At 63.4% G+C, this 24,625-nt stretch carries 21 protein-coding genes; 11 read left to right on the top strand and 10 right to left on the bottom strand.

The window, feature by feature from the left end; all coding sequences use genetic code 11:
* Window positions 1–19: 19 nt before the first annotated feature.
* The gene (locus HMPREF2993_RS09815; protein WP_070702142.1) at window positions 20–490 is read right to left on the bottom strand and encodes a tRNA (cytidine(34)-2'-O)-methyltransferase; all 471 of its coding nucleotides are present in this window, start codon (window positions 488–490) and stop codon (window positions 20–22) included.
* Window positions 491–514: 24 nt separating this feature from the next.
* Between HMPREF2993_RS09815 and HMPREF2993_RS09810 the strand changes: the two genes are divergently transcribed.
* Both HMPREF2993_RS09810 and HMPREF2993_RS09805 read left to right on the top strand, forming a co-directional pair.
* A complete protein-coding gene (locus HMPREF2993_RS09810; protein WP_049157086.1) occupies window positions 515–1,369 on the top strand; it encodes a bifunctional methylenetetrahydrofolate dehydrogenase/methenyltetrahydrofolate cyclohydrolase in 855 nt (284 codons plus the stop codon).
* A gap of 174 nt (window positions 1,370–1,543) precedes the next feature.
* Window positions 1,544–1,858 (top strand): DUF3017 domain-containing protein, encoded by a 315-nt coding sequence (locus HMPREF2993_RS09805; protein WP_049157087.1) that lies wholly within the window; start codon window positions 1,544–1,546, stop codon window positions 1,856–1,858.
* Here the strand turns inward: HMPREF2993_RS09805 and HMPREF2993_RS09800 are convergent.
* From HMPREF2993_RS09800 to HMPREF2993_RS09785, 4 genes are all read right to left on the bottom strand, one after another.
* A complete protein-coding gene (locus HMPREF2993_RS09800) occupies window positions 1,855–3,054 on the bottom strand; it encodes a homoserine O-acetyltransferase MetX (protein WP_246822427.1) in 1,200 nt (399 codons plus the stop codon). The two genes, HMPREF2993_RS09805 and HMPREF2993_RS09800, sit on opposite strands and share 4 nt — an antisense overlap.
* Window positions 3,002–4,321: an O-acetylhomoserine/O-acetylserine sulfhydrylase gene (locus HMPREF2993_RS09795; RefSeq protein WP_046648383.1), complete on the bottom strand. Its 1,320-nt coding sequence runs from the start codon at window positions 4,319–4,321 to the stop codon at window positions 3,002–3,004. The genes HMPREF2993_RS09800 and HMPREF2993_RS09795 overlap by 53 nt, the downstream gene beginning before the upstream one ends.
* A 98-nt stretch (window positions 4,322–4,419) precedes the next feature.
* A complete protein-coding gene (locus tag HMPREF2993_RS09790) occupies window positions 4,420–5,022 on the bottom strand; it encodes an MBL fold metallo-hydrolase (RefSeq protein ID WP_070702231.1) in 603 nt (200 codons plus the stop codon).
* A gap of 10 nt (window positions 5,023–5,032) precedes the next feature.
* Complete coding sequence (locus tag HMPREF2993_RS09785) at window positions 5,033–6,613, bottom strand: redoxin domain-containing protein (RefSeq protein WP_070680489.1); 1,581 nt, start codon at window positions 6,611–6,613, stop codon at window positions 5,033–5,035.
* A gap of 169 nt (window positions 6,614–6,782) precedes the next feature.
* On the opposite strand from HMPREF2993_RS09785, the gene HMPREF2993_RS09780 reads away from it, so the two are divergent.
* Genes HMPREF2993_RS09780 through HMPREF2993_RS09770 form a run of 3 tightly spaced genes read left to right on the top strand, consistent with a single transcriptional unit; the run spans window position 6,783 to window position 8,234 of the window.
* Entirely contained in the window at window positions 6,783–6,989 is a 207-nt protein-coding gene (locus HMPREF2993_RS09780; protein ID WP_049157090.1) for a hypothetical protein, read from the top strand.
* 7 nt (window positions 6,990–6,996) lie between these two features.
* Entirely contained in the window at window positions 6,997–7,605 is a 609-nt protein-coding gene (locus HMPREF2993_RS09775; protein ID WP_070702140.1) for a sigma-70 family RNA polymerase sigma factor, read from the top strand.
* Complete coding sequence (locus HMPREF2993_RS09770) at window positions 7,602–8,234, top strand: anti-sigma factor (protein WP_070511420.1); 633 nt, start codon at window positions 7,602–7,604, stop codon at window positions 8,232–8,234. Before HMPREF2993_RS09775 ends, HMPREF2993_RS09770 begins: the two co-directional genes overlap by 4 nt.
* A gap of 42 nt (window positions 8,235–8,276) precedes the next feature.
* Here HMPREF2993_RS09770 and HMPREF2993_RS09765 read toward each other — a convergent pair whose 3' ends face one another.
* Window positions 8,277–9,578 (bottom strand): MocR-like pyridoxine biosynthesis transcription factor PdxR, encoded by a 1,302-nt coding sequence (locus HMPREF2993_RS09765; protein ID WP_070511423.1) that lies wholly within the window; start codon window positions 9,576–9,578, stop codon window positions 8,277–8,279.
* A gap of 81 nt (window positions 9,579–9,659) precedes the next feature.
* Here HMPREF2993_RS09765 and pdxS point away from each other — a divergent pair, with 81 nt between their 5' ends.
* The 3 genes from pdxS (at window position 9,660) to ppc (ending at window position 14,182) form a co-directional block, all read left to right on the top strand.
* Complete coding sequence (pdxS, locus tag HMPREF2993_RS09760) at window positions 9,660–10,562, top strand: pyridoxal 5'-phosphate synthase lyase subunit PdxS (RefSeq protein WP_049157099.1); 903 nt, start codon at window positions 9,660–9,662, stop codon at window positions 10,560–10,562.
* A gap of 5 nt (window positions 10,563–10,567) precedes the next feature.
* Window positions 10,568–11,356 carry a pyridoxal 5'-phosphate synthase glutaminase subunit PdxT gene (gene pdxT, locus HMPREF2993_RS09755; RefSeq protein ID WP_070702139.1) on the top strand — a complete coding sequence of 263 codons (789 nt, stop codon included), beginning with the start codon at window positions 10,568–10,570 and terminating at the stop codon, window positions 11,354–11,356.
* Window positions 11,357–11,431: 75 nt separating this feature from the next.
* Window positions 11,432–14,182 (top strand): phosphoenolpyruvate carboxylase, encoded by a 2,751-nt coding sequence (gene ppc / locus HMPREF2993_RS09750; protein ID WP_070702136.1) that lies wholly within the window; start codon window positions 11,432–11,434, stop codon window positions 14,180–14,182.
* A 142-nt stretch (window positions 14,183–14,324) separates the two neighbouring features.
* Here the strand turns inward: ppc and HMPREF2993_RS09745 are convergent, their stop codons facing one another.
* From HMPREF2993_RS09745 to HMPREF2993_RS09735, 3 genes are all read right to left on the bottom strand, one after another.
* Window positions 14,325–15,353, bottom strand: coding sequence for an HNH endonuclease signature motif containing protein (locus HMPREF2993_RS09745; RefSeq protein ID WP_070702134.1), 1,029 nt, complete (start codon window positions 15,351–15,353; stop codon window positions 14,325–14,327).
* 82 nt (window positions 15,354–15,435) lie between these two features.
* Window positions 15,436–17,505, bottom strand: coding sequence for a M3 family metallopeptidase (locus HMPREF2993_RS09740; RefSeq protein WP_070702132.1), 2,070 nt, complete (start codon window positions 17,503–17,505; stop codon window positions 15,436–15,438).
* A 52-nt stretch (window positions 17,506–17,557) separates the two neighbouring features.
* Window positions 17,558–18,925 (bottom strand): PepSY-associated TM helix domain-containing protein, encoded by a 1,368-nt coding sequence (locus HMPREF2993_RS09735; protein WP_070702130.1) that lies wholly within the window; start codon window positions 18,923–18,925, stop codon window positions 17,558–17,560.
* A 705-nt stretch (window positions 18,926–19,630) separates the two neighbouring features.
* Here HMPREF2993_RS09735 and HMPREF2993_RS09730 point away from each other — a divergent pair.
* Complete coding sequence (locus HMPREF2993_RS09730) at window positions 19,631–19,813, top strand: hypothetical protein (RefSeq protein WP_046648373.1); 183 nt, start codon at window positions 19,631–19,633, stop codon at window positions 19,811–19,813.
* Between the two features lie 247 nt (window positions 19,814–20,060).
* Here the strand turns inward: HMPREF2993_RS09730 and HMPREF2993_RS09725 are convergent, their stop codons facing one another.
* Window positions 20,061–22,244: an NADP-dependent isocitrate dehydrogenase gene (locus HMPREF2993_RS09725; RefSeq protein ID WP_070702128.1), complete on the bottom strand. Its 2,184-nt coding sequence runs from the start codon at window positions 22,242–22,244 to the stop codon at window positions 20,061–20,063.
* A 182-nt stretch (window positions 22,245–22,426) separates the two neighbouring features.
* Between HMPREF2993_RS09725 and HMPREF2993_RS09720 the strand changes: the two genes are divergently transcribed.
* Both HMPREF2993_RS09720 and HMPREF2993_RS09715 read left to right on the top strand, forming a co-directional pair.
* Window positions 22,427–23,662 (top strand): MFS transporter, encoded by a 1,236-nt coding sequence (locus HMPREF2993_RS09720; RefSeq protein ID WP_198531389.1) that lies wholly within the window; start codon window positions 22,427–22,429, stop codon window positions 23,660–23,662.
* 10 nt (window positions 23,663–23,672) lie between these two features.
* Entirely contained in the window at window positions 23,673–24,572 is a 900-nt protein-coding gene (locus HMPREF2993_RS09715; protein WP_070511440.1) for an exodeoxyribonuclease III, read from the top strand.
* Window positions 24,573–24,625 lie beyond the last annotated feature (53 nt).

Genomic DNA, 24,625 nt, shown 5'->3' with positions numbered 1-24,625 from the left:
CATATTGTGCCGCGACTTGTTAGACCGCGCCACGGAAGCCGAGCTGCCGCCAGGCCTCATACACGGCTGTCGACGCCGCGTTAGATAAATTCATCGAGCGTCGCGCCGGCATCATGGGGATGCGTACGCGCTCCGTTACCCGCGGGTGAAAGGCGTGTTCCTCCGGCAGGCCCGTGGGTTCGGTGCCGAAAAGCAGGACATCGCCCTCCTGGTATTCCACGTCGGTGAACCACTTGTCCGTGTGGGTGGTGAAAGCGAAAACGCGCGCGCCGGGCAAGCTGTCCATGCAGGCGTCGAAATCCTTGTGGATCGTGAGGTCCGCTAAGTCGTGGTAGTCCAAGCCTGCGCGCTTGAGGTGTTTGTCCTCGAAGTTGAAGCCGAGCGGCTCGATGAGGTGCAGGCTCGCGCCCGTGACGGCGGCGGGGCGGATGGCGTTGCCGGTGTTGGTAGGGATCACGGGGTTGTCGAAGACGATGTGCAAGCTGCTCATAGGCATCAGTCTAGGATGGTGTGCATGAGCGCTACCAAACTAGATGGCAACTTGTACCGCGACGAGATTTTTGAGGACCTGGCCCAGCGCGTGGCCGCCCTCAAGGAGAAGGGGATTACCCCGGGCCTGGCTACGGTCTTGGTGGGCGATGATCCGGGTTCGCATTCCTACGTGAAGATGAAGCACCGTGATTGCGAGAAGCTCGGTATCAACTCGATTCGCAAGGACCTGCCGGGAGATATCTCCCAGGAGGAGCTGGAGCGCGTCATCGAGGAACTCAACAATGATGACGCCTGCACTGGCTACATCGTGCAGCTGCCGCTGCCGAAGCACCTGGATGAAAACCGCGTGCTCGAGCTCATCGATCCGGCCAAGGACGCTGATGGCCTGCACCCGATCAACCTGGGCAAGCTGGTGCTCAACGAGGAAGCCCCGCTGCCCTGCACTCCGAATGGCTGCATCCACCTGCTGCGCCGCTTTGGGGTAGAGCTCGATGGCGCCAAGGTCGTGGTTATTGGCCGCGGCGTGACCGTGGGCCGCCCGATTGGTCTGATGCTCACCCGCCGCAGCGAAAACTCCACGGTGACGCTGTGCCACACTGGCACCAAGGACCTCGCTGCGGAGACCCGTGAGGCCGATGTCATTATCGCGGCAGCCGGCAAGGCACACATGCTCACCGCCGATATGGTCAAGGAAGGTGCTGCGGTTCTCGACGTCGGCGTGTCCCGCGTTGACGGCAAACTCGCCGGCGACGTGGCCGAGGACGTCTGGGAGAAGGCCGGCTACGTCTCCCCGAACCCGGGCGGCGTGGGCCCGCTGACGCGCGCGTTCCTGGTGAGCAACATTGTCGAGCGCGCCGAAAAGCTTGCCGCTCACTAACGGCGCAACACGAACGCCCAAGTAATGAGCATGTCCCCACAATCAGACGAAAACCCGCAACGCAGAGAGCGACGAACACCCCGGCGCCCAGCTCAGGGCCCTGTTCAAGGCCAGCCTCGAAGCCAGAATGGAAGCCAGACTGAAAGCCAAGCCCGCGGGAAAACCACGCCACCGGTGTCCCTGTCGAACCCGCACGATGCGCACCTGAAGCCCTCGGCGCTGCCGCCGGCTCTCCAGTGGCTGGCCATCGGCCTGTTCGTCGTGGCGGTTGTGGTGTCGGGTTTCTATGCCGTGTTCGAGCACTGGCGCCGCGCCACGCTGCTGCTGGGCGGGGCGCTGGTGTGGCTCACGGTGGTCCGCTTGACCTGCGACTCCTCGCGGGTCGGCGTGCTCGCGGTGCGCTCCCGGCGCTTCGATGCCTGCTTTACAGGCATCTTGGGCGCGGCGATGGTGTTCATGGCCTTCTCCATCGACGCGCTGGGCTCTTAGATGTAATATTCATCGCCCACGTACGCAGGGCCCACATCGAGGCCATTCGGCGCGGAGAGCAGCAGGAAGTTGCGCAGGATGCGGTTCATCTGCCGGGTCTCCGTCAGGAAGGCGTCGTGGCCCACGGGGGAGACAATCTTGGCCATCGCCAGCAGGTGGTTGACGTTGCGGGAGATGTGCTCCTGCTGGTGATAGGGGTAGAGGATATCCGTGTCCACGCCCACGACCATCGTCGGCACCTGGGATGCCGCCAACGCTTTGATGAGCCCGCCGCGCCCGCGGCCGACGTCATGCCGGTTCAACGCCTCCGTGAGCACCACATAGGAACCCGCATCGAAGCGCTCGGTGAGTTTCGCCCCCTGGTAATCCAGGTAGGAGTTCACCGCGAAACGCTGGTTCAGCTGGCGGTGCGGACCCAAGGGATTCTCGCCTTGCTGTGCGGTAGCGCCGAAGCGCTCGTCGATCTCCTGCTCGCCGCGATACGTCAAATGCGCGATGCGGCGCGCCGCTGCCAGACCATCCCGCGGAGTCTTGTCCGTGAGGTAGTAATTTCCGCCATGCCAAAACGGGTCGCGCTCGATGGCAGAAATCTGCGCGGATTGGATGCCAATCTGCCAGCCCGAAGCCCGGGCAGACACCGCAATCACACACACCGCGGACACGCTTTCCGGGTGCAGCAAGCTCCACTCCAAAGTTCGCGCGCCGCCCATCGAACCGCCGAGCACCGCGTGCACACGCGAAATGCCCAGTTCCTTCAAGCAGTCGTGCTCGGCCTCCACCAAGTCCCGAATCGACAGCGCCGGGAAGCGCCCGCCCCACGGCTTTCCATCCGGGTGCAGCGACTTCGGCCCCGTCGAGCCATTGCAGCCGCCCAGCGCATTAGTCGCGATAACGCACCAGCGCGTGGTGTCCAGAGCCTTGCCAGGCCCCACCAGGTCGGACCACCAGTCCGCCACATTGGAATCACCGGTCAGCGCATGCTCAACCACGAGGACGTTGTTGACGCCGTCTGGGTCGCCGGCAAAAGCGCCCCAGCGTTGGTAGGCCACGTGGGCGTCGGCAAGCACGGCGCCTGCTTCCGTGGTGAAATCACCGATGGGGACGACGGCGAGCTCGCCTTCGGGCGCGAGTTCCGGGATGGCGCTAACCAATGGCCGCGAACCCACGCTCGAGGTCGGCGATGATGTCGTTGACATCCTCGATGCCCACCGACAGGCGCACCGTGGCCTGCGTAATGCCCGCGGCCTTAAGCGCGGCCTCATCGGACTGCGAGTGTGTCGTGGTCGCCGGGTGCACCACCAGGGAGCGGGTATCGCCGATGTTGGCCAGGTTCGAGTGCAGCTTCAGCGCATCGATAAACGCCCACGCCTCCTCGCGGCCGCCGTCGATGTCGAAGGAGAGCACGGAGCCGGTGTAGGCGTAACCGAGCTTCTCCTTGGTGGCCTTGTACGGCGAGGAGTCCAAGCCGGCGTAATTGACGGTGGTGACCTTGGCGTGGGACTCCAGGTACTCTGCCACGGCCTGGGCGTTGGCATTGTGCTTCTCGACGCGCAACTGCAACGTCTCAATGCCATTCAGCGTCAGCCAGGCGTTGAAGGGGGAGATGGCGGCACCGGTATCGCGCAGCAGGCCCGCACGCGCCTTGATGGCGAAGGCCGGTGCGCCCAGGTCGGCGTACTTGAGGCCATGGTAAGCCTCGTCCGGGGTGACGAAGTAGGGGAAGACGGGCTCGCCGTCACGCTCGATGGTCCAGTCGAAGGAGCCGCCGTCGATGATGGCACCACCGATGGCGGAGCCATTGCCGGTATAGAACTTGGTGGTGGAAACCACGACGATGTCCGCGCCCAGCTCCAGCGGGCGGGCGAGCGCGCCGGTGGCGATGGTGTTATCCACGATGAGCGGGACCTGGTTCTTGTGGGCTACCTCGGCGATGGCAGGGATGTCGAGAACATCGGCGACTGGGTTGCCGAAGGTCTCGCCGTAAAAAGCCTTCGTGTTTGGCTGGACGGCGTCCTGCCAGGAGGCCGGGTCATCCGGGTTCTCGACGAGGGTGACGTCAATGCCGAGGCGCTTCAAGGTCACGGTAAAGAGCGTGGAGGTGCCGCCGTAGAGGCGCGGGGAGGTCACGATATGGTCGCCGGCGGAGGCCAGGTTCAGGATGGCCGCGGTTTCGGCGGCCTGGCCGGAGGCGAAAGCTACGGCGGCGACGCCGCCCTCGAGGGAAGCGAGGCGCTCCTCGAGTGCGTCCTGGGTGGGGTTGGTCAGGCGGGTATAAATCGGGCCGGCATCCGAGAGGTTGAAGCGGTTGGCGGCGTGCTCGGCGTCGTTGAAGACATACGAGGTGGTTTGGTAAATCGGAACGTTGCGTGCGTTGGTGGAGCCGTCCAGGTTCTGTCCGGCGTGGAGGGCGCGGGTCGCGAACGACCACTCGTTGACTTCGGAATTATCGTATTTGGTGCTCATGCCACAAAGGCTAGACCAAGCGGTTCAGTGCCGTTAGTGGCTTTGTGGAAACCGCAGGCAAGCCCGAGAATAAAAATAGACCGAGCAGTTGGTTCGGCTTAAACGTCGATGCTTTCACCAACCCGCAGGCGCCGATAGCCGCTCACGCCGGCGCGTTGGAGCATGCCGTCGGTGTTTTGCTTGCCGGCGTCGGAAAGCACGGCGTCATGGATGGGCACCGTCAGCCGCGCGCCGATGCGCATGGCATAATCCGCGGCCTCCGCCCCGCGCACCCACGGGCCGGCGATGGGGAGCAGGAGCACGTCTACCGTGCGTCCCTTCGGGACGCACCATTGGTCCCCGGGGTGCAGCACGCCATTAAAGAAATAACCCAGGTTTTCCGGGCGCGGAATGCTGGGGTGGATTTCCTCGTGAAGCCCGCCCACCGCGTGAATCTCAAGGCCCAGAACCGTGAACGTCTCTCCAGCATGCACGATGGTGCCGGAGCCGAGGGCGTCGATGGCTTCCTGCGTTCCCCACACTGGCAGGCCGCTTGCACGCACGGCATCGACGTCGAGGTGATCGCCGTGCGCGTGCGTGAGCAGCACCGCCTCAGCGCCTTCCAGGCAGCTGAGGTCTGAAAGGGGGCCGGGGTCGATGACGATGCGCCCCTGGGGAGCCTCGACAGCCACGGCGGATTGCCCATGCAGAGAAACCTTCATGATCCCCACGCTAGCCAAAAGTAAAGGAATACAGCGAGAGGCCTTCGCTTACTTCCAGCTCGATTGTTTCGGTGTGATTGTCCGGTTCCCTGACGAGATCCACCGTGCCGTCCTCGGTGATGTCGAAGGTGCGGACCGAACCATTCGCGCGGTGCACGCGAACCGTTCCTTGCCCTGATGCCACGAGCTGTACCCAGGCGGCGCGATAATTCAGTCGCAGCCGCGCGTTAGGTCCGGCGGTGATGGGCTGGTCGGCCAAAGTCCACGTCCCGCCCAGCGAATACTGACCTAACGGCGGCTCGCTCGTGGTGAACTGGTGCGTGCCGTCGTGGTAATCGGGGTTGGTGAAATACTGTGCGCGTGCGGTGCCGAGGTAGGTCTCCGGCGAGCGCGGAGCGCTGTGCGCATCGGCGGCTTCAATGGGCTCAGGCAGTTCTATGCTGGGGTCGCGCTCGAGGAGAAGCTCACGAATGAGGCGCTCGGTCTCGGCGTAGTCGCCCTCGCCGTGGTGGGATTGGCGCAACATGCCGTGCTTGTCGACGAGATAGTGCGCCGGCCAGTACCGATTCCCAAAGTTCTTCCACGTGGCGAAGTCATTATCCTGTGCCACTGGATACTCGATTCCCTGCTCGCGGGCCGCACGGCGCACGTTGTCGGCCTCGTGCTCGAAAGCGTATTCCGGCGCGTGGATTCCGATGATGTCGAAGCCGTAGTCCTTGTAATGCGCATAGAGCTTGGTCAGGTGCGTGTTGTTGCGCTGGCAGTTGATGCAGGCATAGGCCCAAAAATCGATGAGCGTGACCTTGCCGGAGGTCCGCGGATCGACGGGCGCATCCGTGTTGAACCAGCCGGTCAGCCCCGCGAACGCGGGCACGGGGGTTCCTTCGGCTGTGAGGGTGGCCTGTTCAACGGGCGTGGCGTCGGTGTTGATACTGGGGAGCTTCTGCTGCAGCCACGCGGGCGCGCCGAGTGAGATGGCGCCGGCCATGGCGATCACCACAATTCCCGCGGTGACGCGTACCTCGCGTTGGTGGGAGCGGAAAGCATCGACGCGTTTGCCCACCTCGTTGCCGCCTAAGGCGAAAGCCAGCAGCGGGATCGCCACGCCGAGGGCGAAGGAGAGACAGAGGAGGAGGATGTGGGCGTCGACAGTCCCGGTGGCGCCCGCCACGGAGATTGCGGCCAGTGCTGGGCCCGCGCAGGGAACGAAGACAGCCCCCATGGCTAGGCCAACGACGAAGCCGCCCTTGTCGCGGGCTGTGGCTTGCAAGCCGCCAGCTTTCGGGAGCTTCTGGAAAGGCCACTCGAGGGCTTCCTGAACGCGAGGGAACACCATTCCCAGGCCCACGAGAACGAGCAGCGCGATTCCCACTTTCCACAGGACGTCGGCCGGGAGGCCCAAGGCATTGAGCAGCGTTGTGGCAAACAGCGTGACGAGGCTGAAACTTGTGACGAGTCCGCCGACGACCTGCCATGGCCGCCACCGTGAGCCGCCGCTGACTGCGAGGACCAGCGGCAAGACCGGCAAGATGCAGGGCGAGATGCCGGTGATAAGGCCACCGGTAAACCCGATGAATAGCGTAGATAACATCCTGTGCTCCTTCGCTTGTGATGCGGTGTGCGTATGCAACTAGTTCGGAACACGAGTGAAAAGCGGATTGCTTTTAAATCCGTCCAATCCGCATCGCAGGGTGGCTCCGAATGGTCAGATACAGGGTCCGGAAAGGCCGGACCCGAAGACCTGAAGAAGGAGTACCGAAATGAAGAAGCTTGTTACCGCCGCCGCTGCACTTGCCGTAGCCGCCAGTGGGCTGGTTGCCTGCAACGACAAGAAGGAAGAAGTGGACATGAAGCCCAGCTCTGAGATGATGGCCCCGAGTTCTGATGCGATGGAGTCGGATTCCATGATGACTGAGGAAATGAAGAGCGATGAGATGATGGCGCCGAGTGAAGAAATGACTAAGTAAAAGTGCCATGTCCGCCCCGCTGCTGGAGGTAAGCTCTACACCCGTGTCTGCGATGTCACCTGATGAACATGCGCGGCTGAACGACCTGCTCGTTCAGACCGCTGCGGCAGACAAGCATGCCTTCAGTGCGCTATACGACGCCCTCGCGCCCACCGTGTACAGCGTGTGCCTGAGCGTTCTGCGCAATCCCGCCTTAGCCGAAGAGGTTGCCCAAGATGTCTTCGTTGAGGTGTGGACTTCCGCTGCGAAATTTGACCCGCAGCGGGGAAACGCGCGGTCGTGGGTGGGCAGGTTGGCGCATGGGAGGGCCGTCGATAAGCTGCGTAGCCACGTTGCTGCAGTGCAACGCGATAACCGCGACGCGCTGCTGACCCAGGCTACCTACACCGAGCCCCTCGAAGATGAGGCCCTGGGACATGTCGAAGCGCAGCGCCTGCGCCGGGCTATCGACGAGATTGGGGAGCCGCATTCCACCGCGGTAGCCCTCGCATTTTTCAATGGCTTGACGCATGCTGAACTGGCAGAATCAACGGGAGTACCGCTGGGTACGGCGAAGACGCGTGTGCGCGAGGGCGTTAAGAAGCTAAAAGCGATTCTCGGAAGGGAGGGAAGATGAGCAATACGCATGAGTTTTCTGATGAGACTTTCGACGACTTCCTCGATTCCCTCCCCGAGGTCGAACCGCCAGCGCGAATGAAAGATGCTGTCTTTGCGGAAATTGACGGTGGCGAAGCTGCTGAGGTCATCGAGCTTCCACGCCGCCGCTGGCGGGCCTTCGTAGCGGTGCCGGCTGCCGCCGCAGTGCTCGTCGCAGGCGTGGTAGCCGCGCCGCAGCTCTTGCAGTTGGGTCAGCAAGATGCACCGGATAGCGCGCAAGTAGAGGCTGAATCGCCGGGCGAAAAATCCATGCACGACATCATGGGCGCAGAGGACCTTATGCAGGGCAATGCCGATGCCTCGGGCGCGCAACTGGATATCGTTTCCTCCGCCTCGATGGCGAAATCCGGCGCGATGGTCGATGGTCAGCCGCAGCTCGCCGACGGCATGGGCGCCCAAGTGTGGGCAGTTGGTGCCGATGGTGAGATGGCTTCGGCGGGGGTTATCGGCCAGGACCCACACGATGGGGTGTGGATGCCCTTCGACGGCGCAGCGGTCAAGGTCATGGTTACCGAGGAACCTGCGGGTGGCAGCGAGCAACCGACGGGCCGTACCCTCGCCACCGTGACCTTGGCCAGCGCAAGCTAGCCCAGTATGTGCTAGGCAAGTTATGCGTCAGCCAGCTACGTGTCAGCTAGTTAAGGCCTGCTTGACCAGCTCCAGCGCGGCGGCGAGCTCAACATCGCTCAAATGCCCGAAGCCCAAGACCACGCCTTCCTCGGCGGCCACGCCGCCCCAGTAGTCGCTGAGCGGGGTGAGCGTTAGCCCTAGGGAGGCGGCGCGGTCGACCACGGCGTTATCGCACAGCAGCACCGCGTGGAGCCCGCCGTGGATGGGCAGAAGGGTAGCGGGGGCGTCTTCCAGCGCGGCTTGGACGAGGTCGCGGCGGCGCTTGTAGGCGCGGCGCATCCGTCCGGTATGCCGCCGCAGCGCACCGCTGGCCAGATAGTTCGCCAACGCCGCCTGGGGGATTGCGCCGACAGGCTGGCCGAAGACCTCCCGCACCCGATCCACCGCCGTGCGTAAGCTCGGGGGCAACACCAGGTAGCCGCAGGCAATCGATGGCGAAATCACCGAGGAAAACGTTCCTAGCAAGACGGTGTGCTCGGGAGCGAGCGCGGTCAGCGCGGGCAAGGGCTGGCCGACGTAGCGAAGCTCGGAATCGAAGTCATCCTCGATGATGAGCACGTCGTTGTTGCGTGCCCACTCGACGAGCTCCGCGCGCCGGGCGGCCGGCAGGGAACCGCCATAAGGGTGCTGGTGGGATGGCGTGACGATGAGAACGTCGAGATCAACGGTGGGGACGGTGACGCCGTGGGCGTCGGTGGGGACGTCGACAAGCGTGTGGCCCAAAGCTTGGGGAACGCGGCGCAGGCTGGGGTAGCCGGGGGACTCCACGCCCACGCGCAAGTGGCCGCCCAGCGCGCGCAGCAGCACCGAGAGGCCGTCGCGGGCGCCGGCGGTGATGACGACGTAGGCCGGGTCGACGGTGAGCCCGCGCATGTGGCGCAGGTGCGCGGCCACCTCGCGGGGAAGATCGCCGGAAGGATTCACCGCGGCCTTGCGCCACGCCGCCCTCCATTCGGGGGTGATGATTCCTTCGGTATCGGGCAAGCCGGGGGTCAACTCCACGCGCGGTGGGGCAGAGCTGGGCCGCGGCGCGGGGTGAGGCTGTGGGGTGCGCCCATGGGGCAGGTGCGGGTTGATGACTGTGCCCGAGCCAACCGACGCAGTGAGGTAGCCCTCGGCGGTGAGCTGTTCGTAGGCGGTGACCACGCTGCCTCGGGAAATGCCCAGATCGCGCGCCAGCGAACGCGTCGACGGCACCTGCTCGCCGGGCAGCAAAATGCCCGCCGCGACTTGGGTGCGGAGGGCTTCGGCAATCTGCACCGGCAACGCGCGCGTATCAGATGGATCGAGGCGGAAAGACACGACCCCATCATAAGTGGTCTAATTCGACACTCGGAAAATGGCTCTTGTCTTGGACCAATTTTCTGGGCCACTATGTGAGCCATGACTGAACAGAAGATTGAACAGGGACGCGCCACCACGCGCGTCAAACGTGGACTGGCTGACATGCTCAAGGGCGGCGTCATCATGGATGTCGTGACGCCGGAGCAGGCCCGAATTGCTGAGGACGCAGGTGCGTCCGCCGTCATGGCGCTGGAGCGCGTGCCGGCCGATATTCGCGCTCAGGGCGGCGTGGCCCGCATGTCTGACCCGGACCTCATCGAGGGCATCGTCAACGCTGTGGACATTCCGGTGATGGCGAAGGCCCGCATCGGCCACTTCGTGGAGGCGCAGATTCTCGGCGAGCTGGGCGTAGATTTCATCGACGAGTCCGAGGTGCTCAGCCCGGCCGACTACGTCAACCACATCAACAAGTGGGACTTCGACGTGCCGTTCGTGTGCGGCGCGACGAACCTGGGCGAGGCCCTGCGTCGCATCACCGAGGGTGCGGCCATGATCCGCTCCAAGGGTGAGGCCGGCACTGGCGACGTCTCCGAGGCCGTCAAGCACCTGCGCACCATCAAGGGTGAAATCGCGCGCCTCCAGAACCTGGATCGCGATGAGCTCTACGTCGCAGCCAAGGAGTTGCAGGCGCCGTATGACCTGGTTGCTGAGGTTGCGGAGACCGGCAAGCTGCCGGTCGTGCTGTTCGTCGCTGGTGGCGTGGCCACGCCTGCCGACGCCGCCCTCGTCCGCCAGATGGGCGCCGAAGGCGTCTTCGTTGGCTCCGGAATCTTCAAGTCCGGCGAGCCTGCGAAGCGCGCGGAGGCCATCGTTAAGGCGGCCACCCTCTACGACCAGCCGGCCGAGCTGGCCAAGATCAGCCGCGGCCTGGGTGAGGCCATGGTGGGCATCAACGTCAACGATATCCCCGCCCCGCACCGCCTGGCTGAGCGCGGTTGGTAAACGCGGTGCGACCACTCGTCGGTGTCCTCGCGCTGCAGGGCGGCGTGGAGGAACACCTCGCCGTGTTGGAGAGCCTCGGTGTCGAAACGCGCCGGGTGCGCCTGCCGCAGGATCTCGACGGGCTGGACGGAATCATTCTGCCGGGCGGCGAGTCGAGCACCATCGATAAGCTGGCGCGCTCTTTTGGCGTCGCCGAGCCGCTGCGCCGCGCTGTCGAGGGAGGGCTGCCGGTCCTGGCCACTTGCGCGGGGCTCATCTACAGCGCCCGCGAGTTGGAGAACCCCGCGCCGGGCCAGCAGACGCTAGGGCTTATCGACGTCACCGTGCGTCGCAACGCCTTCGGCAACCAACGCTTCTCCGAGGAGCGCATCGTTCCCGTCGCGCTGCAAGGTCAGCGGCCCGATCTAGAGGCCTCAGAGGTCGGGGCACGGCGCCGGGGCGCCGAGGCTCATGACGACGCCGAGGCTCATGACACAGGGGCCCGAAGCATCACGCTCGACATTGAGGCGAGCTTCATTCGCGCGCCCATCGTTACCCGCGTGGGCGAAGGTGTCGAGGTCATCGCCACCGTGCCTGCCCCTGCACCCGACAGCGTAGCCAGTGGTGCGGCTGGCGAAGATAGCGCGGCGTGCAAAGATAGCGCCGAATATGACGGGAAGCTAACTCATCCCGCCGCGGGGCACGAAGCAATTGTGGGCGTGCGCCAGGGCCGGGTCACAGCGCTGAGCTTCCATCCGGAAGAAAACGGTGACTCGCGCCTCCACGCCGCGTGGCTCGCTTCTTTTGCTAAATAACTATCGCTCTATAGTGCTCTGGGCTACATTGAGATGTGCTAGCTGAACACATCACTCCCAGAAAGGCTCCTCGCCGTGAGCACACCTGCCCCAGAACAAGTCCGCGAAGACATCCGTTTCCTCGGCCGGGTGCTCGGCCGGGTCATCGCGCAGCAGGAAGGCGAGGACGTTTTTGAGCTCGTCGAATCCACCCGCCGCATGGCCTTTGACATCGCACACGGCGATGCCAAGCCGGAGGACCTCGTCGCTATTTTCCGCGACCTCGACATCACCAAAGTCAACCTCGTGGCGCGAGCGTTCAGCTACTTCGCGCTCATCGCGAACCTAGCGGAGGACTTGGATGACGAGTCCGTCGAGGCGCCGGTTTCCCTGCGCAAAACATTCGCCAAGCTCAAAGAAGAAGGTGTTGCGCCCGCCGACGCCGCCTCCGTCATCCGCGGCGCGCACGTCGCCCCCGTTCTCACCGCGCACCCCACCGAAACCCGCCGCCGCACAGTCTTCGATACCCAGACCCGTATCAAGAATCTCCTCAAGGAAGCGCACCGCGGCGGCGACATGGCGGCGATCGAGAAGGAAATGTACCTGCGCATGACGCTGCTGTGGCAGACCGCGCTGATTCGTATCGCCCGCCCCACCCTCGAAGACGAGATCGACGTCGGCCTGCGCTACTACAAGCTTTCGCTGCTCGACCAGGTTCCCGCCCTCAACCGTGCCATCCGCCACGCCATGCGTGAGACCTTTGGCCAGCAGCTTCCCGATTCCCCCGTCGTCCGCCCCGGCTCCTGGATTGGCGGTGACCATGACGGCAACCCCTTTGTTAACGAGCACACCCTGACCTACGCCACCCGCAAGGCCGCAGCGACGGTGCTGCAGTACTACGCCGACGAGCTCGGCGAGTTGGAGCGCGAGCTCTCCCTGTCGGATCGATATTCCTCCAGTTCCAAGGAGCTGGGCGCGCTTGCCGACGCCGCCCACAACGACGAAAAATCCCGCGTCGACGAGCCCTACCGCCGGGCCATCTTCGGCATCCGGAAGAAGGTGCTGGCGAGGCTGGAGGGGGAGACGTCGCCAAGCGCGTATGCGTCGCCGGAGGAACTCAAACGTGACCTGGACGTGATCGACCGCTCGCTGCGCCAGTTCAATGACGACATCATCGCCGATGACCGCTTGGCTCGGCTGCGCTCCGCGGTGACCACGTTTGGCTTCCACCTTTCGACGCTGGATATGCGCCAAAACTCCGAGTCCTTTGAGAACGTTCTCACCGAGATTTTCGCCGCGGCCACCATCACCCCGGACTACAGCGCGCTGGGGGAGGAGGAGAAGGTCACCCTGCTCGTGCGCGAGCTGCAGACCAACCGTCCGCTGCTCTTCCCCGGCTCCGAGCGGGAGTTCAGCGAGGATACCTCGAAGGAGCTGGGGATTTTCCGTGCGGCGGCGCGCGCCGTGCAGGACTTTGGGCCGAAGTCGGTGTCGCACTGCATTATCTCCATGACCGGCACCGTCTCCGATATCTTGGAGCCGATGGTGCTGCTCAAGGAGGTGGGACTGAGCGAGGTCGATGTGGTGCCGCTATTTGAGACTATCGAGGATTTGAAGGCCGGCGCCGGCATTCTGGAGAAGCTGTGGCAGGTGCCCGTGTACCGCGAGCATTTGCGCTCGCGCGGGGATATCCAAGAAGTCATGTTGGGGTACTCGGATTCCAACAAGGACGGCGGTTATTTGCAGGCGAATTGGGCGCTGTATGACGCCGAACTGGCCCTGGTTGAGTTGTGTTCGCGTCATGGCGTGGAGCTGCGCCTAGCGCATGGCCGCGGTGGGGCGGTGGGCCGGGGTGGTGGCCCGACGTATGACGCGATTTTGGCGCAGCCGAAGGGCGCGGTGTCGGGCTCGGTGCGCATTACCGAGCAGGGGGAGGTGATTTCTGCGAAATATGGTGCGCCGGAGACCGCGCGCCGCCACTTGGAGGCGTTTGTTTCCGGAGCGCTGGAGGCATCGTTGTTGGATACCGAGCCCATTACGGATCCGGAGCGCGCCTACGAGATCATGCGCGAGCTGGCGGCGTTGAGTGGCGTGGCCTACCGCCAGCTTGTCGACGACCCCGGGTTCATCACCTACTTCACCCAGTCCACCCCGCTGCACGAGATTGGTGATCTCAACTTGGGCTCGCGCCCGACCTCGCGCAAGCAGACCACCGCGATTACGGATTTGCGTGCGATTCCTTGGGTGCTGTCGTGGTCACAATCCCGCACCAACATCCCGGGCTGGTTCGGCGTGGGCAGTGCGGTGACGGCGTGGGTGCAGCAAGCCTCCGGAGGCGCATTAGGAGCGGGACCGGCCAGCGAAGAAGAAACAAATGCCACTGCGGATGGAGCAGAAACCGGAAAGACCGGAGTAAATAGTGGCGATGGAGAAGTGGAGATGCGCTGGGAGGAGCTGCGCGAGCTGTACCGCACGTGGCCCTTCTTCCGCTCCGTGTTTGCCAACATGGCGCAGGTCATGGCCAAGGCGGAGATGCAGCTAGCGCGTCTGTACGCCAACTTGGTCGACGACAAGGACACCGCAGACCGTATCTTTGGCCTGATATCCGAGGAATTTGAGCGCACCCGCGAGGTCTACCTTAAGGTCACCGGTAACGCGGATCTGGTGAGCGAGAATCAGCGCCAAGCGCGTTCGCTCAAGCGGCGTTACCCTTACCTGCTTCCACTCAACGCCATCCAGCTGGAGTTGCTGCGCCGCTACCGTCGCGGCGACGACCAGTTCCTGGTGTCCAAGACCATCCAGGTCACGATGAACGGGTTGGCCACCGCGCTGCGCAACGCCGGCTAGGACCCACGGGCAACTGACCCGCACGCCGAATGCCCCGCGAGGAGATGATTTCCTGCGGGGTACGACCAAACAGTGCTGGAAGAGTGCCCTGGCGGAGCGGGGCACACTGGTGCGCAAGATGACCTTGAGGTTTGTTGAAGCGTTAGTTGAAGTCGCTGGTAAAGACCGGCGCGGCGTCGTATGGCGGGATCCATGCCACGCGCCCGCCGATGCGGTCCATGTGGCCGCGTGAGGGCGGGGCATCGGGATCATCGTCGTTGACGCCATTATGGTACGGGCACAGTGGCACCAGGTTGAGGATATTGGTGGGCCCGCCGCGGGCCCAGGCCTTGATGTGGTGGATTTGGCACTTCTCAAAGGGAACCTTGCAGCCCTCCCAGGCGCAGCAGGGATTCTCCGCAGCCAAGGCAAGACGCTGCTTGGCGGTGGCGAAGCGCTGGAAGCGGAACACATCAAGCGGACCGTGCTCGCGACTGACCGCCACGACGATCCCCTTGTCCAGCAAAGCGCGCTCCACCAGCTGCGAGCCGGTCATCGTCGCGCCATTGGTCGTCCGGACGATGAACTCCTCGCTGTCCTTCTCCGTATTGCCCTTGAGCAGCTCGGCGTAGTCATCGAGCTGCAAGACCGCCATGGTGGCAACTTCAGTCTTGACGCCGCCGCCCTCCAGATTTTCTAGGAAACTCTCGCCGGGGCGTTCCTGGTCGATACCCTCAAATACGCCCGTCAGCTGGAGCGAGTCCGCCGTCACGGTGAGCGTGGCAAGGCCGTTGCCATGCTGGGTGAGCTTGGCGCGCTCGGCATACGTGCGGGGTTTGCGCATTTGACGCAGGCGCTTGCGCGCTACCTTTTCCACCAGCTCCGCGCTGGTCTGGCACAGCTCCACGCGCAAATCCCAGGCCTTGTTATGGTCCCGGACTTTGGCCACGAAGTGCTCGATGAGCTGCAAGGTCACCAGCCCGTGCCCGCGCTGGCGCGCGGCTGCAACCGCCGTGCGCTGTTTCTTCGAAGAAGAGGTGTGCCCGAAGTAGGTGTGGTGGAGGGAGAGGAACACGGTGGCGTCGGCAGGCGTGGCGCCGAGGGCCACCAAATCAGATTCAGACAGGCCCGCGCACTCGGCCACCAGGTCAATGGCGCGGCCGAGGGCGGCGAAGAACGTCTGTAATCTCATACCCCGCAGCCTAAAAGCACTCCACCCCACCTCCAAGCCCCGAACTAGCCATCCGATGAAATCTGTGGATAACTAGTCGGCACTAGGCGCCGGCGAGGCCGCGGCGCTTAAGCAGCGGCGCGACGTCCTTGTCGCGGCCGCGGAACTCGCGGTAGGCCTCCGTGAAGTCGCGAGACGCGCCCTTGGACAGGATGACATCGCGGAACTTCTGACCGGCCTCGCGCAGGTCGGTTTGCTCTTTGAACCACTCGAAACCATCGGCGTCGAGCGCTTCGGCCCACAGGTAGGAGTAGTAGCCCGCCGAGTAGCCGCCGGCGAAGATGTGGTTGAAGTAGGTCGAGCGGTAGCGAGGCGCGATGAGCTCGTTATCCAGCCCGGCCGCGCGCAGGGCTTCGGCCTCAAATTCGGCGACGGCCTCCGGGGTAGCCTCCAACTTGGCGGCCTCGGCAGCACTTAGGGAATGCCACGCGAGGTCGATGATCGACGCTCCCAGATACTCCGAGGTAGCGAAACCCTGGCCGAACTCGGAGGCGGCGGAGATAGCGTCGAGAAGCTCGTCCGGAATAGGTTCGCCCGTCTCGACGTGGCGGGCGTACTCCTTGACCAAGTTCTTATCGAGCGCCCAGTTCTCGTTGATCTGCGAGGGGAACTCCACCCAGTCGCGCGGGACGTTGGTGCCGGCGAAGGTGGGGTAGCGGACGTCGGAAAGCAGGCCGTGCAGGGCGTGGCCGAATTCGTGGAAGACGGTGCGGACCTCGTCCATGCTCAGCAGCGGCTGGGAGCCGTCGGCGGGCTTGGTGATGCCCATAACGTTGACGATGACCGGCTTCCGCTCCAGCAGCCTAGACTGCCCCACGAACTCGCTCATCCATGCGCCGCCGCGCTTGGTGGGACGCCCGAAGTAGTCGGTAAGAAGAAGGCCGATCCCCTTATCCCCGTGCGAGTCGATATCTACGTGCGGGTCCTTATTCACGTGATTGACGTCTCCGTCAATCACCTCCCACACGCGAACCCCCTCCGCATAGCCTTCGAGGTCATCGCGGGGGATAACGGTGATGCCGTAGAGGCGCTCGGCGGCGGCGAAGACGCCCTTCTCCAGGACCTGGTCCAGCGGGAAGTACTTGCGCAGCTCCTCCTCATCGAGAGAGAAGTCGCGGGCGCGGACCTTGGATTCCCAATAAGGCCAGTCCGCGGCGCTGAAACCCTGGCCGTTGAGCGTTGCTTCCTCCGTGAGGAGCTTCTGCTCGCCTTCGGCGTTGGCCGCGGCGGCGGGGGCGAGGTCGAAGAGCATGGTGCGGGCGGCGTCGGCAGTCGCGGCGGTTTCCTCGGCGATGACGTAGTCGGCATGCGTGGCAAAGCCCAGCAGCTCGGCTCGCTCGGCGCGCAGCTGCACGGCCTCGATGAGCCCCGGGATGTTGTTCTCGGAGCCCCTGCTTGTCGACGCCCCATACAGCCTCCCCCTCGCATCCTCCCGCGCCAGACGGCTCAGCTCGGACTGCACGGTCGGCAACTCCAGCGGGATGACGAAGCCCTCGCGGCCTAGTGCTTCGGCATCGGCCTTGGCGGAGGCGATGCGTTCGGCGGGCAGGCCCTCGAGTTCTTCCTCGGTGAAGGAGACCGCGCGCTCGCGGGTAGACGCCATGAGGTTGCGGCCGAATTCTTCAGAGAGCGCGGAGAGGCGCTGGTTGATCTCGGACAGGCGGGCCTTGCCGGCCGCGTCGAGGTCGGCACCCTTGCGGGCAAAGGTGCGCAGGAGGTGCTCGTGGAGGCGCTGGCCTTCCGCGTCGTCGGCAGGCGGCGTGGCCTCCTTGATGCGCGCGTAGAGCACCTCGTTCTGGTAGATCGCGTCATAGTGCGCGGACAGGCGCGGGTAGATGTCGGCGGCGATCTCCTCCATTTCATCGGTGACATCCGTGCCGGAGAGGTTGCCAAAGACGGCCATGACGCGGTCGAGGTCCTGGCCGGAGCGCTCGAGCGCCTCCACGGTGTTTTCCCACGTAGGCGTGGTGGGGTTGTCGGTGATGGAGGCGATTTCGGCGTCGTGAAGCGCGAGTGCTTCGTCGAAGGCGGGGCGGTAGTGCTCGACCTTGATCTCCGCAAACGGCGGGAGCTGGTAGGGCAGCGTGGAAGGTGTCAGTAGTGGGTTAGTCATAAGAAACTACCGTACCTAATAAGCTCCGCCCTATGTGATGGCTTTCACTAAATTATCCGACCGGGATTGGCGTGCGTTCCCTGCGCGGGGCGGTGGCACGGTTCACAAGGATGACATCGAGAACCAAGAACGCCGCCAAGGTGATTCCTAAGAGCGGCAGGAAGACGCCCACGGTGGCGGCGAAAAGCGCGCCCAACCCTGTGGTGGCCCAGGAGAAGTGGGCAGTCGGGAGGAAGCGCGGGCGACGTTTCCACCACATGTAGTACCCCAGTACTACGAGAGCGGCGGTGGCGAGACCCAGTGCGAGCAGCGCAATCTGCAGTGGAAGGCCGAACATGATGCCCATGTGCAGGTAGATGCCCCAGCTGCTGAGCTTGCTAAACAGCGGCAGGCTGGAGAAAGGCTGGCGGTCGATGACGTCGCCGGTAGTGCCATCTACCGAAATTGCATCGGAGGTGGTGCGCCATTCCACCCAGCGTTCGCTGACCTGCCAGGCGGAGTGGGCGTCCTCCGGCGGGTAGAGGCGCAGCGGTCCGGTCAGACCCTCGGCGCGGCCGGTGGCGAGGACGCGCTCGGCGTCGGCAGCCACGCTCGCGCTTGACGACGCCCCTCCAACCCCATGACCTTCATGTCCTTCATGGCCAGTGTGCTCATGTGTTTCGGCGGTGGTACCGGGGAGGGCAGTCTCGATCGGGGTGGCCTTCCAGTCCATGCGCTCGACGAGGGAATCGACGTTGTCGCCGGCCAGTCCCGACCACGTGATACCGGTGGCAGAGAGGCCAAGCAGGCCGATGAAGATCCAGGCGCCAACAGTGGAATGCAGGCGGGTGGCCTTCCAGCGGGCAGAGCGCTTGGGCTGCTGCTGCGCTGCGTTCGCGGTTGCCTTGTTCTTCGGGCGGCGGCGAATCCACCACATATAAAGACCGCCGCAGGCCATGACCCACAGCCAGGAGGCGGCTAGCTCCGAGTAGAGTTCACCGACCTTGCCCAAGTGGAAGCTTTCGTGCAGGGAGGAAATCCAGCGGCGCAGCGGCATCTCACCCAGGCCCGAGTAGGTGGGGTAGTCCCCGATGACCTCGGCGTTGGCGGGGTCGATGAAGACGGTGCGCTGCAGGCTTTCGTCGATGCTGTCATCGGAAACCAGCACGCGCGTCGAATCCGTGGGGCTGGTTGCCGGCCAGACTTGGGACACGGGCATGTCGGGGTGCCCCTGCTGTGCGGCCTGGATTTGTTCTTCCAAGCTTACGGGGTGCTCGACCGCCGGAACGGTCATGACGTCGCGGTACACCACCTTCTCCAGGGTGGGCGCCATGGCATAGAGACAGCCAGTCAATGCCGCAACGAGGATGAAGGGGCCGACGAACATGCCGCCATAAAAGTGGATGCGTTGAATGAAGGATCGCAGAGCCGTCCGACTCATAAGTAGTGCTCTTTTCAGTGTGTACAGGTAGGGCCCGTAGTGGGTGCCTGAGGGTGAATGCTTTCGGGCACTCAAGACGGGCGATGGACAGGCGCTGATATCAACTGCACTACTAGTCGGAGGCGGTGGTTGCTTGGTTCCCGTGGATTGAAAAACTCTCTCTTTTGCTGTGCGGTGTAGCTTTTACAACCTTTGATGAGGTTAGGGGTTTGCATAAGCCGTTGTCGGACTTCAATTGATGGTCGGCTACAGAGATCTGCCAATAGGGATAGCGAGGCTAATCTCATATTGATAGCCTGAGCACATGAGCATTATGAAGATCTGCCCCCCCTGCACGACAACATAAGACTACCGCGGTAGTCATTGCTGGCGTAATGCTGGCAGGCTTTGTGAAGATTCCAACTGCGCATGCGCAAAACTACAACAATCCGTTTCCCACTGAACCCTCCGACTCTTACATCCAAGACTGTGCGAACAATCCGGCTACGTGCAAATTGCCAGAAGGAGTGGCAACTGGTGCATCTCCCGAGAAGCAGGAGGCATGGAACAGATGCTTAGTGGCGATGACCGTTGCTGGTGTTCCTGCGGGCCGGGCGGTGCAAGGAATGCTTAAGGCAATTGCGACCGGAGTTGTAGCGGGTGGCCTAAACGGTTACGCCAGTTGCGACTGGGATGCAATTCTCGCTAAGTAGAGGTGTTGAGAGCATGAAATCATTTTTGGCTGGTTGGATTTTGTCGATAGGCGCGGTACTTATGGTGGGGTATTCCTCTGCTGACTTGATGTGGGTAGTCCGGACGGCCCTACTTACGACGATTCTCTGGGTATCAGCCTATTTCATTTCTAAGAAGCGCCAGATTCAAAAAGTGGATGGCATCGACCGTAGCTGATGCTCCCATGGTTGTACGGGACGCTAGTCACCTGATTTTAGGCAGCGGAGAAATTGCCCAATGGCATCGGAGGAGGAGGGGGTGTTACACCGCCGGTAGAGCGTGAGGTGGGACCATGTCTCGCGTCACGCAGCGGCGTCGAAGGTGACTTGGTGGTTAAGGACGTCTTCGTAGGAAAACGACGGCGCCGCGCGCTCCACTACGGAGGGGATACGCGCGGCGGTCGGAAACATGATGCTACGAAGAATTACTTCTTCAGGCCATCAATGATGTCGTTGAAGGCAGCAACCGGGCGCATGGTCTGGTTGAGCTTCTCCTCGTTCGGGGCGTAGTAGCCGCCGAGGTCGACGGGGGAGCCCTGGACGTCGAGAAGCGCCTGCTCAATCTCGCCTGCCTTGGCCTCGAGGGCCTCAGCAACCGGCTTGAAGGCCTCCGCCAGCTCGGCGTCGTCAGACTGTGCAGCCAGCTCCTTGGCCCAGTTGAGGGTCAGGAAGAAGTGGGAGCCGCGGTTGTCGTTCTCGCCCACCTTGCGGGACGGGGACTTGCCCTCATCCAGCAGGGTCTCGGTGGCCTTGTCCAGTGCAGCGGCCAGCACACCAGCCTTGGCGTTGCCGTTGGTGTTGTGCTCGTGGCGGAAGGACTCAGCCAGGGCCAGGAACTCACCGAGGGAGTCCCAGCGCAGGTGGTTCTCCTCCTGAACCTGCTGGACGTGCTTCGGGGCGGAGCCGCCGGCACCGGTCTCGAACAGGCCGCCGCCAGCCATGAGCGGAACCACGGACAGCATCTTGGCGGAGGTGCCGAGCTCGAGGATGGGGAAGAGGTCGGTGTTGTAGTCACGCAGGACGTTACCGGTGACGGAGATGGTGTCCTCGCCCTTGCGGATGCGCTCGACGGAGATCTTGGTCGCGGTGACCGGATCCTCGATGGAGATGTCGAGGCCCTCGGTGTCGTGATCCTGCAGGTACTTCTTGACCAGCTCGATGAGGTTGGCGTCGTGGCCGCGCTCCGGGTCGAGCCAGAAGATAGCCTTCATGCCGGACAGGCGAGCACGGTTGACAGCCAGCTTGACCCAGTCCTGGATCGGGGCGTCCTTGGTCTGGCAGGCGCGCCAGATGTCCCCCTCCTCCACGTCGTGGGAGATGAGAGCCTCGCCCTTGGAGTTGCGGACCTCAACGGTGCCGGCTGCCGGCACCTTGAAGGTCTTGTTGTGGGAGCCGTACTCCTCAGCCTTCTGTGCCATGAGGCCGACGTTCGGGACAGTACCCATGGTGGTCGGGTCGTAGGCGCCGTTGGCCTTGCAGTCCTCGATCACGGCCTGGTAGACACCGGCGTAGGAGGAATCCGGGATGACGGCGAGGGTGTCCTGCTCCTCGTCGTTCTTGTTCCACATGTGGCCGGAGGTGCGGATCATGGCCGGCATGGAGGCGTCAATGATGACGTCGGACGGAACGTGCAGGTTGGTAATGCCCTTGTGGGAGTTGACCATGGCGAGGTCCGGACCCGCGGCCAGCGCGGCGTCGAAAGCGGCCTTGATCTCAGCGCCGTTCTCCAGCTTGTCCAGGCCCTCGTAGATAGCGCCCAGGCCGTTCTCGCCGTTGAGGCCAGCGGCCTCGAGCTCCTCGCCGTACTTCTCAAAGACATCAGCGAAGAAAGCGCGCACCACGTGGCCGAAGATGATGGGATCAGAGACCTTCATCATGGTGGCCTTGAGGTGAGCGGAGAAGAGAACGCCCTCTTCCTTGGCGCGGGCAACCTGCGCCTTGAGGAACTCGTCGAGTGCCTTGGCGGACATGAAGGTGCCGTCGATGACCTCACCCTTGAGGACCGGCAGCTTCTCCAGCAGGGTCTGCTCGCCCTCGGCGGTCTTCAGCACGATGGAGAGGGTGTCCTCCTCCGGCATGATGACGGACTTCTCGTTGTGGCGGAAGTCGTCAGCGTCCATGGTGGCCACGTTGGTCTTGGAATCCGCCGACCACGCACCCATCTTGTGCGGGTTCTTCTTAGCAAAGTTCTTGACCGCAATCGGGGCGCGGCGGTCGGAGTTGCCCTCACGCAGAACCGGGTTGACGGCGGAGCCCTTGACGGCGTCGTACTTCTCCTGAGCCTCTTCGTACTCCGGAAGGTCGTAGCCGGCGGCCTGCAGCTCAGCGATGGCCTTCTTCAGCTGCACCAGGGAAGCGGAGATGTTCGGCAGCTTAATGATGTTAGCTTCCGGGGTCTTGGCCAGCTCGCCGAGCTCAGCCAGGGCATCGGAGACCTTCTTGTCACCAAGGCGCTCCGGGAACTGGGCCAGGATGCGGCCGGCCAGGGAAATGTCGCGGGTTTCCACCTCGATGCCTGCGGTGGACGCGAAGGCCTCCACGACGGGCTTGAAGGAGTAGGTCGCCAGCAACGGCGCCTCGTCGGTACGGGTCCAGATAATCTTTGCCATGGTTCTCCTAAAGAAGTTGAAAACTGTTCAACCTCACAGGATACCTGTCTTATTTTCTCGCGGTGCCGGTCCCCCTGTGACTCGCACCACCAGCGGGGGAAGTCTGTGTACTTGGCACAACCTTTCCGGCTGGACTTACGAGCTCGGCAGGGAAAGTACTAAGGTCTGCCCACGTGAAACCGATGAATACCCGTATCCAACGCCGCCCCGTCCCACGCCAGACGGAAATCTCCGCGACGCGCCGCACCATCGTCATGATTGCCATGGCGCTGGGTGCTTTCGCCATCGGTACCACGGAGTTCACCTCCATGGGCCTGCTGCCGCTCATCGCGGATGATTTCGGCATTACGGAAGACACGGCGTCGGTAGTCATCTCCGTCTACGCACTCGGTGTCGTCGTGGGCGCCCCAGTCATCGCCGCACTTACAGGCAAGCTCCCACGCCGCCGCCTCATCATCCTGCTCATCGCCTTCTTGCTCGTGGGTAACCTGCTGACAGCCCTGGCCCCGAACTACGGCGTCCTGCTGGTGGCGCGCTTCATCGCGGGTCTGCCGCATGGCGCATACTTTTCCGTAGCTAATCTGGCTGCGGCATCGATGGCGCCACCGGGCAAGCAAGGGTTTGCCATGTCGATGGTGGGCATGGGTCTGTCCATCGCCACCGTGATCGGCGTGCCCGCGGCCCAGGCCCTAGGCCAAGGATTGGGCTGGCATGCGGCGTACTTTTTGGTCGTGGCCATTGCGGGGCTCACGATGGTCCTGCTCTTTTTCCTCTTCCCGCACATGACGCGCATGCCGGAAACGGATATGTTTACTGAGCTCGGCGCGCTGAAAAACAGCCAGGTTCTGCTCACCGTATTCCTCGGCACCGTCGGCTTCGGTGGCATGTTCGCCGTCTACACCTACATCACGTGGACCATGACGGAGGTCGCCGGCATGGACCCGAGCCACACGTGGATTGTGCTCATGGCCTATGGCATCGGTATGACTGTTGGCAATGTCGCCGGTGGTGCGCTGGCGGACCGAAACCTGGAATTCGGCATCATCTTTGCTCTCATCTGCATGGTCGGTGTGTCCGTGGCCTTCTACTTCCTGGCTCACAACGCATGGGCGGGCACGATTGCCTTTGGTGTCTTGGCCTTCTTCGGCTCCATTCTCGTGCCTTCCTTGCAGCTGCGCCTGGTCAACGTAGCGGGGGATGCGCAGACCCTCGCGGCGGCGTTGAACCAGTCCGCGCTCAACATCGCTAATGCAGCGGGCGCGGCTATCGGTGGCGCGGTCGTGGGCGCGGGCTACTCCTATAACTCCACCGCGCTGGCCGGCGCGGGCCTGGCGGTGGCCGGCTGTGTTACTTGGGTCGTCACCATGTGGGACAAGCGCCGCCGGGGCCCTTCCGTGAAGATTATTGAACAGAGTTAGACTGACCGGCATGAGTTTCACCATCGCCTCCGTCAACGTCAACGGCATCCGCGCGGCCTGCAAACAGCGCAATGAGAACAACCCGGGGATGAACGCGTGGTTGGATACCACGCCGGCCGATGTCGTCCTCATGCAGGAGGTGCGCGCCAATCCCGAGCAGACCCAGAAGGCCCTGGCCCCGGCTCTGGAGGCCGGATGGAACCTGGTGCAGGCCGAATCCGCCGCCAAGGGCCGCGCGGGCGTGGGCATCTTATCGAAGCATGCGCTTGGCGACGTCTCCGTGGGCTTCGGCTCCTTCGCCGAATCCGGCCGCTTCATTGCCGCCACCGTGGAAGGCGTGCGCGTGGCCTCTTTGTATCTGCCCTCCGGCGATGTGGATTCGCCGAAGCAGGATGAGAAGTACCTCTTCCTGGACGAGTTTTCTTCAGTCTTGGATGAGATGGCTGCGACCTACCCGGAGGCTGTTATCGGTGGTGACTGGAATATTTGCCACCGCGCCCAGGACTTGAAGAACAACAAGCCCAACGAGAAGAAGTCCGGCCACCTGCCGGAGGAGCGCGCTTTCATGGATCGCGTCTTTGGCTCCTTCCCGGATGCGCAGCCGCAGGAGAAGAAGGGGCTCGGGGATTGGCTCGGCGTGGTGGATTATGAGACCAAGACCGCCTGGGAAGCGGCCGCGGACCCGCAGTGGTTTGACGTCGCCAGGCGCCTGCACCCGGAGGCTGAGGGGCCCTATACCTGGTGGACCTACCGCGGCCAGGCTTTCAATAACGACGCTGGGTGGCGCATCGATTATCAAGCGGCCACGAAGTCTATGCTGGAGCGCGCGCAGCGCACGTGGGTGGAGAAGGCGCCGACGGTGGAGGAGCGCTGGTCCGATCACTCTCCTCTTCTGGTGGAGTACAAGTAGCCGAATTCAAGTAGTGGTACGATAATCCCGTCTTAACGTCCTTTTCTATTTCG

The organism is Corynebacterium sp. HMSC068G04 (assembly GCF_001814885.1).
Lineage (GTDB): Bacteria > Actinomycetota > Actinomycetes > Mycobacteriales > Mycobacteriaceae > Corynebacterium > Corynebacterium hiratae.
This window is presented reverse-complemented; position numbering and strand designations above follow the sequence as displayed.